Genomic DNA, 13034 nt, shown 5'->3' on the forward strand with positions numbered 1-13034 from the left:
GAAATATCCAAAGGCTAATGAGAGAATTATCGTGGATACTTTGGACAAGATTGAGTCTGTAAGAGGATATTTTAAAGTTAATGCGAATTTTGAGCTTTCTATGGAAGAGCTTTTATTGTATATAATGGAGGAAAACTATGCTTGATGTAACTGGTGTTAGTTTTAGACAAGCTGGTAAAGTGTATTACTTCGACTCCAATAATCTTCAATATAAACTAGGAGATCACGTAATTGTAGAGACTGCTCGTGGTATTGAGTATGGAGTTGTTGTAAAAGAAAATTTTGAAATTAATGAAAAAGAATTATCGTCTGATCTTAAACCAATCATAAGATTGGCTGATAGTGCAGATGATTATATTTATATGGAAAATAAAAAGAAAGCTAAGGAATCTATCGAAGTCTGCAAAGAAAAAGTAAAAGAATTCGGTTTGGATATGAAATTAGTGGACTGTGAATATACATTTGATAACAATAAGGTTATTTTTTATTTTACTTCAGATGAAAGAGTTGATTTCAGGGAATTAGTAAAAGAATTAGCGAGAATTTTCAGAATCAGAATAGAATTGAGACAAATTGGAGTGAGGGATCAAGCGAAGATTGCAGGAGGAATTGGTCCTTGTGGTCAAAGATGCTGCTGCAACAGATATATGAGAAATTTCAATCCAGTTAGTATCAAAATGGCGAAAGACCAATCGCTATCGCTTAATCCTTCAAAAATCAGTGGGCTTTGTGGAAGACTTATGTGTTGCTTGAATTATGAGCAAGAAGGTTATGAGTGCAAATTAAAGAAAATGCCGCACGTTGGTCAAAAAGTTACTACTGAGATGGGAGAAGGAGTTGTGACTGAAACTAATACTCTTTTGGAATCTGTGAAAGTAAAAGTGATGACAGAGGATGAAACAGAAGAATTAATCCAAGTAAATGTAGACGAATTAATCGATTTTAATAAGTGCGGTGGATGTAATCATAAATGTCATTAAACACTTGCATTTATTCTAATAGTGTGTAATAATGATTGTAGAGCATAAATACATAATACGCTCTAAAATTACAAGGGGGTAAAGCAATATGGCTTATAAAATTTCTGACGATTGTATCGCTTGCGGACAATGTAAACCTGAATGTCCAGTAGATTGTATTTCTGAAGGGGACATTTATACAATTGATCAAGACGCATGTATCGATTGTGGTTCTTGTGCTGACGTATGTCCAGTAGATGCTCCACATCAAGACTGCTAATTTTAGGGGAGAATTAGACTACTCATTTTTGAGTGGTCTATTTTTTTAATATGAAAAGAGAACATTTTATACCAAAAACCGATTTAAAAATAATTGCTGATGATGAGAAATTTTCTTTTACGATTGACTCTATCCTCCTTACAGATTTTGCAAAAATGAAAAAAGGAACCAATCTTATAGATATTGGTTGTGGGACAGGGATATTGATGTTGAGATGTATGGCTTTGTATAATTTGTCAAAATGCATCGCAATTGAAATTCAAAAAGATGTTGCAGATATGTTGGCTGAAACCATTGAGATTAATAATCTGGAAAATGTCGATATTATCAATGATGATTTTAAAAATGTCTACATCAAAAACGATTCAATCGATAACATAATAGTTAACCCACCTTATCAAAAAAATGGCCACGGTATTTCTAACAAGAATACTAATTTTCACACATCGAGATACGATAATGAGATGAAATTAGAAGATTTATTTGAATTTGCAAAGTTGAAGCTCAAATCTAATAGATCTTTGTTTATGATAAATAGATGTGAGAGATTAGTCGATTTGTTAAGTATTGCGAGAAATCACAATATGGAAGCAAAGAGAATTAGGTTTGTGCAATCGAGAATTGACGATAAGCCCAATCTCGTTTTGATACAATTTGTGAAAAATCAGAAACCATTCTTAACTTTTGAGAAAAATCTGATTATTTATAATGATGAAGACTACACGGAAGAAGTGATGAATATATATGGAATTACAAAAGTCTAAAATTTACGTTGTGCCAACTCCAATTGGAAACTTGGCAGATATGACTTTGAGGTCGTTGGACGTTTTGAAAAATGTGGATGTAATTTATTGTGAAGATACCAGAAATACATCGAAATTACTGAATTATTACGACATCAAAACGCCTCTTGTGAGTTATCATAAACACAACGAACAAAGTAGATCAGAAGAAATTATCGACAAAATTTTGTTGGAGAATATAAATTGCGCTGTAGTAAGTGATGCGGGAATGCCTTCTATTAGTGATCCAGGACAAATTTTACTAGAAAAGGCGATTGATCGAGATGTCGATATTGAAGTATTACCGGGCGCAAGTGCTGCAATAACTGCTTTGGTGAGAAGTGGATTCGATAGTTTGCAATTCGCTTTTTTGGGATTTGTGCCAAGAAAAAATGCTGAGAAAAATAAGTTTTACGACCAAATCAAAAATGCAACTATGACTACAATAATTTACGAATCGATTCACAGAGTTGAAGCGACGGTCGAAGAACTCAGTGAGTTTTTAGGAAACAGGAAGATTTGTGTTTTACGAGAGCTTACGAAAATTCACGAATCCGTTATGAAAGGGACGTGTGCTGAAGTTATCGAAATTTTGAAAAATGAAACTGTAAAAGGTGAATTTGTAATTGTAATCGACAAACTTATCGAAGAAAATGAAGATATAGATGTAAAAGAAAAACTCACAGAACTTATCAACGATGGAATATCCAAGAAGCAAGCAGTGAAGATTGTGAGCGACATGTACGGATTGAAGAAAAATGATGTCTACAAAGAGAGCTTAGAATTATGATTTCAAAAGATTTGATCGACAAAGTATCGGATTTGAACGAAAGACTTAAAAATAGAAAAAATATCTCTAAATTAAGTAGGAAAAATGTAAGGGATTTAATTACAGATGAGATTGGTAAAATCAAAGTTTACGATAGATTTAGCGTTGATAGGCTAAAAGAAATTAAGCAAGATGGATGTATTTGCGTTGTAGACGGCTCAGTTAATAGAATCGGCGCAAATTATCCGAACTATGTGGAGTTTTTTCAATCGATGGCTCTTCTAAGTTCTGACCAAGAGCCGTTGGTTAAGGCGGATATTTTGTGTCCGTTGGTGGATGAATTTTCAGAACGAGATCAATTTCAAATCTCAAAAGAAAAATTGTGCGCTACAGAACTTGCTGTAGCGATCGAAGCAGTTTCACATCACGACATCAAAATACTTATGATGGACGGAACATTAATGAGATATAGCCTTGAAGCGGAAGATTTATACAATGATTTGGTAGAACTTTGTGATATGAAAGGTGTTTTTTTAGTTGGAGTTGTCGAAGAAATCAACACGAAAATTATCATGAACACATTTAACGAAAACGGAGTTAATGTAGGGATGCTTTTCGACAGAGAAGCGTTGTTCAATGTATTAGATATGAATGAAGGGTTTGTCGTAGAAGAATATAAATCCAGAAAAGAAGAGTACGATATAGAACAAGCTTTTATAAGAACATCTAAGGATCCTTGCGTAATAGCTATCGACATTCCATCGCAAAACATGGATGATTTTGATGAAATAATTTCTTTCGTGCTTACACTGTCTGATGAAAACACAAGAGGAGTGCCGTTTTTGTTGGATTTGGTCGACAAGAAAACAAGGATTGACAACAAACAAGCTGAAATTTTGGCGAAGAAATACTTGGATACTGAAATGTATCAATCGATATTTAGATCTCAAAGGAGTAAAAGAGTTATATAATGAATGATTTAGATTTTAGAGTAGTCGGTATGACCGACCAAATCGAATGTTACGTGGCTAGTAAATACGATAGACTAAGAATCAATGAATATATGATTGTGGAAGATATCAAACAAGGGGATATTTTGTGTCAAGTCACAGAAACTCACAGTGTTAATGAATTTATGGAGTCAAACACCGCCGATTCTTATATAACCAAAGAACAAATTCTAAAACTTCAAGCAGTAGGATACAACATTTCTGAAGGCATCAAATACATTTACAAATTCAGAGTGATGGACGATCCAGCATTTGCGATTGAAGCGGGATCTACAGTCAGAAAACCGAAATTTGATGAGATTAAACATTTATTTTATTCTGGTACAATTGACAAATCACTTGAAATTGGAATTATTAAAAACACCGAAGAAATTTATAAAACCTGTCCTGAAGAATATAAAAATTTGCTTAAGATCATGGATTCTAATCAAAATATTCACGATCAAGAAGAATTGGTGTATTTATTTAACTACTACAATATGATTGAATATCCACATATTGGTATTTTTGGTGGTTCGGGTTCTGGTAAATCATACGGGCTAAGAGTAGTAATTGAAGAATTAATGAAAAAATCTGTTCCAACAATTGTGTTTGATCCACACAACCAAATGGTATTTAAGGATAGGACACTTGAAAATTATGGGGTTGATTTTTCTGACAAATTTGAAGTTTTAAAAGTTGGGGAAGATTTGGGAATTAATTTTCCTGACTTGAACAGATATGAGCTTATCAGTTTGATAGAAACACAAGGAGAACTCACAGAATCCATGAAATCTGCTTATGAAGCTATCCTTGACAAAGACTCAATAACACAATCGAGCGCAAATGCTTTTTTGGATTATTTGACAACCATATCCAAAGCCTTGTCAGATAAGGAAGATGATACGACGGGATACTATGAAAGATTTTCACAACTTGTAAACGTGGATTCGCTTCAAGCTGTTATCAGGAGATTTAATAGATTACTGAACACAGATATATTCTTGAACACTTCGCAAAAACTTTTCGAAGCACTAAAAGATGGCAAAACAGTTATAATTCAAGGTACGCAAAAGATGCTAAATTTGTACGCATCGTACGCAGTGAATTCTTGTTATAGAAAAAGAAGAAGATACGTTGATGCTATGACAAACGAATATTTTCCGATTATTTGTATGGTTTTTGATGAAGCTCACAACTTCTGCGGTAGTGACCAGATATCTGTAACACGAAGAATTATCAAGGAAATCGCCCAAGAAGGTAGAAAATACGGAGTTTTCCTAATATTAGCATCGCAAAGAATGGCAGCTATCGAACAGACTACAATTGCACAGTTGTCTACAAAATTTATTTTTAGAATTTCAACTGAAAAAGACCTTGAAGTTATCAGAAAAGAAACTGATTTGTCCTCAGAAGAAATACGAAGACTACCATATCTATCAAATGGTGATGTATTCATTTCCCAAGCTCAAATCGGAAAAACATTGTTTGCAAGGATAAGACTAGCATACACTACACAACCGAAATTCAAAAATCCTTTTGATGAAATGTATCGAATGCTACAAATAAATGTTCAAAAGAAAAATCAATCGGATATGGAATTATTCAACATGCTAAAAGAAGACAACGTATTTCCAATAACTCTTGATTTGTTCAGAATTTGTAAGATAATCGAAGAAAGACACAATATAAAAATGAGTGTCAATGATTTGGAAAACAAATTAAATAAGCTTAGCAATGATGGATATATTACCAAGAAAAAATCTATCATGGGAGAAAGCTATTATTTAAGAGAGGAGTAATATGAAAGTTAGTTTAAATACGAAAGTTATGAACGTGTTTTGTGGGATAAATTCAAAAATCAGATTGAACAAGTTATTCGATTATATGCTTGAATGTTCCATTAAACAAGAAGAAATACTCAAAGAACAACTAAAAGATTTGAATGGAAGTTGGATTATATATCAATGGGATGTTGATATACATGACATGCCTGAAAGATTTGACGATTTGACAATTCAAACTTACCACACATATACAAGAAAATTCTACGCTTTTCGTAACTACGATGTTTTTAAAAATGGTGAATTAATTGTAAGAGCTAAAACAAAATGGCTGCTTGTTAATCCGGAAAAGAAGCTTCCTATGAGAATAAGTGATGAACTTGGAGTGATTTACGGAAGAGAAGATGGTTATGACATTGTCGAAAAGGATTTGGAACTAATAGACGGCGATTATAAAAAGTGTGGCGAATACACTGTAAGAAAAACAGATATAGATTACAATTATCACGCAAATAATGCTAGATATATCGAATGGATTGAAAATTATCTGGACGATGATACAATCAAGAAAGTGGAAGTTGTGTATAAAAAAGAACTTAAATTAGATGAAAGTGTAGAGATTTATAAATTAGAAAAAGATTGCAGTATTTATTTCAAATTAATTTCTAATGGAGTATTGAAAACAACAATAAAAATTACGAAATAAATTTAACTCACAAAATGATTTTTTGTTTTGTGAGTTTTTTTAATTTTAAATATGAAAAATAGCCGAAATTTAATAAAAAAATAATTGACAAAATAAAAATGTTGTTATATAATTCTAAGATACAGTATAAAAATGGATAATTATGCTATAAAGTAGATTATTTAGGAGTTTAAGATAGTATAAGGGGTGAAGTATATGCATACTGAAAAGTATGGAGTAACGGACAGAGTTAGCTTTTCTAGGAACAAAAATGTTTTGGGACTTCCAAATCTTATTGGTATTCAAACTGACAGTTTCGATTGGTTTGTAAAAAAAGGTATCAAGGAAGTTTTTGAAGACATTAGTCCTATAAAAGATTATGCGGGAAGTCTTGTTTTGGAATTTGTGGATTATTATTTTGAGGAAAATCCAAAATATACAATCCAAGAGGCAAAAGACAGAGATACTAACTATTCTTGCCCGTTAAAAGTGAAAGTAAGATTAATTAACACCGACACAGAAGAAGTAAAAGAACAAGAAGTTTTTATGGGTGATTTCCCTTTGATGACAGACAGTGGTACATTTATCATCAATGGTGCTGAAAGGGTAATTGTAAGCCAACTTGTAAGAAGTCCTGGTGTTTACTTCGCCGAAGAAATTGATAAATCAGGTAACAGCAACTTCGCATCTACAGTTATTCCAAACAGAGGTGCTTGGTTAGAAATGGATACTGATGCAAGTGGTGTAGTGAATATTAGAATCGACAGAACTAGAAAATTACCTGTTACTACATTACTTAGAGCTTTATTATTTGACACTGATGAAGAAATAATTGAAGCTATGGGAGATTCTGAAATTTTAAGAAAAACTCTCGAAAAAGAAATTTCAAAAGACAGAGAAAGTGCTTTAATTGAAATTTATAAGAAATTAAAACCGGGAGATCCTGCATCTTTGGAAAGTGCAGAACCTTTGATTAACAATATGTTCTTCGACAGTAGAAGATACGACTTAGCAAAGGTAGGACGTTACAAATTCAATAAAAAATTATCTTTGAGAGATAGAATTACTAATCAAAAAGCAAAAGAAGATGTTGTGGATACATCAACAGGAGAAATTTTAGCTACTGCAGGAGATTTGATTACTGAAGAAATGGCAATCGAAATCGAAAATGCAGGTATAAATGTTGTTGATGTTATCGGACACGAAGGTCAAAGCGTTCGTGTTATCGGTAATCACTTTGTCGATTTGGATAGTTTTGGTTTGGATATGGATTTATCTGATTTGAATTTGTCAGAAAAAGTTTATTATCCTATTATGGAAAAAATCTTGGAAGAAAATGATGACGAAAAATCAATCAGAAGAGCGATTGAAGAGAATGTTCATCAATTATCTCCAATTCATATAATCCATTCAGACATTTTGGCATCAATTAACTATGAATTCAATTTATTCTTTGGAATTGGTTCAACTGATGATATCGACCACTTAGGTAACAGACGTGTAAGAACTATTGGTGAATTGTTGCAAAATCAATTCAGAATTGGTTTATCAAGAATGGAAAGAGTTGTAAGAGAAAGAATGAGCACACAAGATCCAGACTTGGCAACTCCACAATCACTAATCAACGTTCGTCCAGTTACAGCTGCAATCAAAGAGTTCTTTGGTTCAAGTCAGTTGTCACAATTCATGGAACAAACAAACCCATTGGCAGAACTTACTCACAAGAGAAGATTGTCAGCTTTGGGACCAGGTGGTTTGTCAAGAGATAGAGCAGGGGTTGAAGTGCGTGACGTTCACGACTCTCACTATGGTAGAATCTGTCCGATAGAAACACCAGAAGGACCAAATATCGGTCTTATAACTTCTATGACAACTTATTCTACTACTAATGAGTATGGATTCTTAGAAACTCCATACAGACGTGTAGACAAAGAAACTGGTGAAGTTACTGAAGATATTGTTTATTTGACAGCTGATGAAGAAGATAAATATATAATTGCACAAGCGAACGAACCATTGGATGAAAACTCTAGATTTATAAATGAAAGAGTTTCTGGTCGTGGTATAAACGGAGAAAATGATATTTATCCAAGAGAACTAATTGACTACATGGACGTTAGTCCGCAACAAATCGTATCTGTAGGTACAGCTATGATTCCTTTCTTGGAAAACGACGATGCTACTCGTGCGTTGATGGGTTCAAACATGCAAAGACAAGCAGTTCCATTGTTGGCAACTCAAGCGCCAATTATTGGTACTGGAATTGAACACAAGGCTGCTAAGGACTCTGGTGTTGTAGTTAAAGCAAAACACAAAGGTACAGTCACAAAAGTATCTTCTGATATAATTGAAATCACTCGTGATGAAGATAGAAAAGTTGATAAGTACACTATTCGTAAATTTAAAAAAGCAAACCAAGGTACAACTTTCAACCAAAGACCGATTGTAAACAAAGGTGACAAGGTTGATGTTGATGATATAATCGCAGATGGTCCAAGTACGAACATGGGAGAAATGGCTTTAGGTAAGAACATTCTTATTGCATTCATGACTTGGGAAGGATACAACTACGAAGATGCGATGTTATTAAACGAAAAATTAGTTGTAGATGATGTATTGACATCTGTTCATATAGAAGAACACGAATCAGAAGCTCGTGAAACAAAATTAGGCGCTGAAGAAATAACTAAAGATATTCCAAATATCGGAGAAGATATGAGAAAGAATCTTGACGATGAAGGAATTATTAGAATTGGTGCTGAAGTAAAATCAGGAGATATTTTGGTAGGAAAAGTTACTCCAAAAGGAGAAACAGAATTATCTGCTGAAGAAAGACTATTGAGAGCAATATTCGGCGAAAAAGCTAGAGAAGTAAGAGACACTTCATTGAGAGTTCCTCATGGTGAATCTGGTGTTGTTGTTGATGTTAAAACTTATTCAAGAGCAAACGGCGACGAATTATCTCCAGGTGTTAACAAAGTAGTTAGAGTATTCGTAGCTACTAAGAGAAAAATCATGGTTGGGGATAAAATGTGTGGTCGTCACGGTAACAAGGGTGTCGTTTCAAGAATTATGCCAGAAGAAGACATGCCATATTTACCAGATGGTACACCAGTACAAATAGTTCTTAACCCATTAGGGGTACCAAGTCGTATGAACATCGGACAAGTACTTGAAGTTCACTTGGGACTTGCAGCTAGTAAATTAGGTTGGAAAGTTGCTACACCAGTATTTGATGGTGCAAGTGACATTGAAATAGAAGACGCTTTGGAAGAAGCAGGATATCCAAAAACAGGAAAGATTTGGTTAAGAGATGGTAGAACTGGAGAATACTTCGACAACCCAGTAACTGTAGGATACATGTATATGTTAAAACTACACCACATGGTTGCAGAAAAAATCCACGCCAGATCAACAGGACCATACTCTCTTGTAACTCAACAACCATTGGGTGGTAAAGCTCAATTCGGTGGACAAAGATTTGGAGAAATGGAAGTTTGGGCATTAGAAGCATATGGTGCAGCTCATACTCTTCAAGAAATTTTAACTGTTAAATCAGATGATGTTGTAGGTCGTGTTAAAACTTATGAAGCAATTATTAAAGGTGAAAATATTCCTGAACCAGGAATTCCTGAATCATTCAAAGTTTTAATTAAAGAACTTCAATCATTATCTTTGGATGTTAAATTACTTGATGAAAATAACGAAGAAGTCGAATTGATAGAAGAAGACGATGATTCTAGCGAATTCGGCAGCGATGATAGACTATAAGAAAGGAGAGGGCTCCTTGGTACAAAAAAATACTTTTGAAGCTATGAAAATTGGTTTGGCTTCACCAGACAAAATCAGACAATGGTCTTGGGGAGAAGTTAAAAAACCAGAAACTATCAATTATAGAACATTAAAACCTGAAAAAGAAGGTTTATTCTGTGAAAAAATATTTGGACCTACAAAAGATTACGAATGTAATTGTGGTAAATACAAAAGAATAAGATACAAGGGTATTGTATGCGAAAAATGTGGTGTAGAAGTTACAAAATCAAAAGTTAGACGTGAAAGAATGGGCCACATTGAACTTGCAACTCCTGTAAGTCATATCTGGTATTTCAAAGGAATTCCATCACGTATGGGATTGTTATTGGATATGAGTCCTAGAGCACTTGAAAAAGTTCTTTATTTTGCATCATTTGTAGTTATAGATCCAGGTAAAACTGATTTATACGAAAAACAATTATTAACTGAACAAGAATACGAAGAATACTGTGATAAGTACGAAGAAGATGTTGATTTCAGAGCCAAAATGGGAGCTGAAGCAATCAAAGAACTTCTTCAAAAAATAGACTTACAAGAAGAATACAAAAATTTAACTGAAACTTTTGAAGGGGCAACTGGACAAAAGAAAGTTAGAATTTTAAGAAGACTTGAAGTTGTAGAAGCATTCATCGAATCAAAGAATGATCCTTCATGGATGATTATGGATGTAATCCCAGTTATTCCACCAGATATCAGACCAATGGTACAACTTGAAGGTGGAAGATTTGCTACAAGTGATTTGAATGATTTATACAGAAGAGTTATTAACAGAAATAATCGTCTAAAAAGATTATTGGATATTGGATCTCCTGAAATCATTGTAAGAAACGAAAAAAGAATGCTTCAAGAAGCAGTAGATGCTCTTATCGACAATGGTAGACGTGGTAAACCTGTAACAGGACCTGGTAACAGACCATTAAAGAGCTTGTCAGATATGCTTAAAGGTAAATCTGGTCGTTTCAGACAAAACTTGTTAGGTAAGAGAGTTGACTATTCTGGTCGTTCAGTAATAGTTATCGGACCAAACTTGAAATTCTATCAATGCGGTCTTCCTAAGAAAATGGCTCTTGAATTGTTCAAACCATTTGTAATTAGAGAATTAGTTAAGAGAGAAATTTCACACAATGTTAAAAACGCTAAGAAATTAGTTGAAAGAGAAAATGACAGAGTGTGGGATGTTTTGGAAGATATTATAGTCGATCATCCAGTATTACTAAACCGTGCACCGACATTGCACAGACTTGGTATTCAAGCATTTGAACCAATATTAGTTGAAGGGAAAGCTATCAAACTTCACCCATTGGTATGTACTGCATACAATGCGGACTTTGACGGCGACCAAATGGCAGTCCATTTGCCACTTTCACCAGAGGCACAAGCAGAAGCTAGACTTTTGATGTTAAGTACGAATAACATTCTTGCACCAAAAGATGGTAAGCCAATCACAACTCCTTCACAAGATATGGTATTGGGCTCATTCTATATGACTACTAGAAAAGAAGGTCAAAAAGGTGAAGGATTAATCTTCAAAGATATTGATGAAATGATGTTAGCTTATGCTATGCATTATGTAACATTGCAAACAATAGTAAAAGTTAGACGTGACAGTGTGAATAACGATGGTACAAGTAAAATTGTAGAAAGCACTGTTGGTAGATTTATCTTCAACGAAGGAATCCCTCAAGATTTGGGTATGGTGAACAGAGAAGAAGATCCATATTCGCTTGAAGTTGATTTGCAAGTTGACAAGAAAATGCTATCTAAAATCATCGATTTAACTTTCAGAAAATATGGAAATATCAGAACTGCTGAATTGTTAGACTACATCAAGTCTATGGGATACAAATACTCCACAATTGGTGCATTGACAATATCAATGGGAGATATTACAATTCCTGATTCTAAGAAGGGAATAATTGAACAAGCTGAACAAAGAATTGATATGGTTCAAGACATCTATCTTCAAGGGGATATTACTAACGAAGAAAGATACAAGAAAGTTATCGAAATTTGGGAACAATGTATTAAAGATGTAACTAGAGCATTGATGACAAACCTTCCTGCTGATAACAACTTGAATATAATGGCCGTTTCTGGAGCCCGTGGTAGTGAAAACCAAATCAGACAATTAGGTGGTATGCGTGGTCTTATGTCCGATACTGCTGGTAATACAATCGAAATTCCTATCACATCAAACTTCCGTGAGGGTCTTTCAGTACAAGAGTTCTTTATTTCAACTCACGGTTCAAGAAAAGGGCTATCAGATACAGCGCTTAGAACTGCAGACTCTGGATATTTGACAAGAAGACTTGTAGATGTATCACAAGATGTAATCATAACTGAAGATGATTGTGGTACTGATGAATATATAGTTGCAAAAGAAATCAAAGACGGTAACAGACAAGTTGAAGATTTGAAATCTAGAATTATCGGTAGATATGCATTCGAAGATATCCTTGATTTGGATACTGGAGAAATCATCGTTCATAAAAATGATATGATTAATGAAGCTATTGCTGAAAGAATCGAATCAAAAGGTATCAAAGAAGTTAAAGTAAGAAGTGTTCTTGGATGTAAGATGAAACACGGCGTTTGTGCTAAATGTTACGGTAGAAACTTAGCTACTGGTAAGCCTGTAAACATTGGTGAAGCAGTTGGTATAATCGCAGCACAATCAATAGGTGAACCGGGTACACAGTTGACAATGAGAACTTTCCACTCAGGTGGTATCGCTGGAGTAGGAATTACATCCGGTCTTCCTAGAGTTGAAGAGTTATTTGAGGCTCGTAAACCAAAAGGACTTGCTTACATTACTGAAATAGAAGGTACTGTAAAAATCCAAGAAAACAAAAAGAGAAATGATGTTATCGTAACTGCTGAAGACGGCGAAGAAAAAGTTTATCAAATTCCATACGGCGCTCACATTAAAGTTAACGAAGGAGATCATGTTGAAAAGGGAGAACCATTAACAGA

Annotated in this window: 9 protein-coding genes; all 9 read left to right on the forward strand. The window is 34.1% G+C overall.

Going from position 1 to position 13034, the window contains the following annotated elements:
* The first annotated feature begins 137 nt into the window (after positions 1–137).
* Positions 138–980: a stage 0 sporulation family protein gene (locus KHW44_RS02185; protein WP_094205995.1), complete on the forward strand. Its 843-nt coding sequence runs from the start codon at positions 138–140 to the stop codon at positions 978–980.
* A gap of 88 nt (positions 981–1068) precedes the next feature.
* Positions 1069–1239 (forward strand): DUF362 domain-containing protein, encoded by a 171-nt coding sequence (locus KHW44_RS02190; protein WP_002835022.1) that lies wholly within the window; start codon positions 1069–1071, stop codon positions 1237–1239.
* 50 nt (positions 1240–1289) lie between these two features.
* Positions 1290–2003 (forward strand): tRNA1(Val) (adenine(37)-N6)-methyltransferase, encoded by a 714-nt coding sequence (locus tag KHW44_RS02195; RefSeq protein ID WP_304065390.1) that lies wholly within the window; start codon positions 1290–1292, stop codon positions 2001–2003.
* On the forward strand, positions 1984–2811 hold the full coding sequence (gene rsmI / locus KHW44_RS02200; RefSeq protein ID WP_304065395.1) for a 16S rRNA (cytidine(1402)-2'-O)-methyltransferase: 828 nt from the start codon (positions 1984–1986) through the stop codon (positions 2809–2811). The genes KHW44_RS02195 and rsmI overlap by 20 nt, the downstream gene beginning before the upstream one ends.
* Positions 2808–3761 (forward strand): DNA double-strand break repair nuclease NurA, encoded by a 954-nt coding sequence (locus tag KHW44_RS02205; protein WP_304065397.1) that lies wholly within the window; start codon positions 2808–2810, stop codon positions 3759–3761. The genes rsmI and KHW44_RS02205 overlap by 4 nt, the downstream gene beginning before the upstream one ends.
* Positions 3761–5581 (forward strand): ATP-binding protein, encoded by a 1821-nt coding sequence (locus KHW44_RS02210; protein ID WP_304065400.1) that lies wholly within the window; start codon positions 3761–3763, stop codon positions 5579–5581. Before KHW44_RS02205 ends, KHW44_RS02210 begins: the two co-directional genes overlap by 1 nt.
* A gap of 1 nt (position 5582) precedes the next feature.
* Positions 5583–6269 carry an acyl-[acyl-carrier-protein] thioesterase gene (locus tag KHW44_RS02215; RefSeq protein WP_002835014.1) on the forward strand — a complete coding sequence of 229 codons (687 nt, stop codon included), beginning with the start codon at positions 5583–5585 and terminating at the stop codon, positions 6267–6269.
* Between the two features lie 195 nt (positions 6270–6464).
* Complete coding sequence (locus KHW44_RS02220; RefSeq protein ID WP_304065405.1) at positions 6465–10019, forward strand: DNA-directed RNA polymerase subunit beta; 3555 nt, start codon at positions 6465–6467, stop codon at positions 10017–10019.
* Positions 10006–13034: DNA-directed RNA polymerase subunit beta' (gene rpoC, locus KHW44_RS02225; protein ID WP_304065407.1), on the forward strand; the 3029-nt coding region annotated here is incomplete at its 3' end. The genes KHW44_RS02220 and rpoC, both read left to right, overlap by 14 nt.

The sequence above is a fragment of the Finegoldia magna genome, assembly GCF_018371055.1.
GTDB lineage: Bacteria > Bacillota > Clostridia > Tissierellales > Peptoniphilaceae > Finegoldia > Finegoldia magna_I.

What these genes read in the sequence shown, in the direction of transcription:
- KHW44_RS02205 (WP_304065397.1), top strand. Translation starts at nt 2,808, where the DNA reads ATGATTTCAAAAGATTTGATCGACAAAGTATCGGATTTGAACGAAAGA.
- rsmI (WP_304065395.1), top strand. Translation starts at nt 1,984, where the DNA reads ATGGAATTACAAAAGTCTAAAATTTACGTTGTGCCAACTCCAATTGGA.
- KHW44_RS02215 (WP_002835014.1), top strand. Translation starts at nt 5,583, where the DNA reads ATGAAAGTTAGTTTAAATACGAAAGTTATGAACGTGTTTTGTGGGATA.
- KHW44_RS02190 (WP_002835022.1), top strand. Translation starts at nt 1,069, where the DNA reads ATGGCTTATAAAATTTCTGACGATTGTATCGCTTGCGGACAATGTAAA.
- KHW44_RS02210 (WP_304065400.1), top strand. Translation starts at nt 3,761, where the DNA reads ATGAATGATTTAGATTTTAGAGTAGTCGGTATGACCGACCAAATCGAA.
- KHW44_RS02195 (WP_304065390.1), top strand. Translation starts at nt 1,290, where the DNA reads ATGAAAAGAGAACATTTTATACCAAAAACCGATTTAAAAATAATTGCT.
- KHW44_RS02220 (WP_304065405.1), top strand. Translation starts at nt 6,465, where the DNA reads ATGCATACTGAAAAGTATGGAGTAACGGACAGAGTTAGCTTTTCTAGG.
- KHW44_RS02185 (WP_094205995.1), top strand. Translation starts at nt 138, where the DNA reads ATGCTTGATGTAACTGGTGTTAGTTTTAGACAAGCTGGTAAAGTGTAT.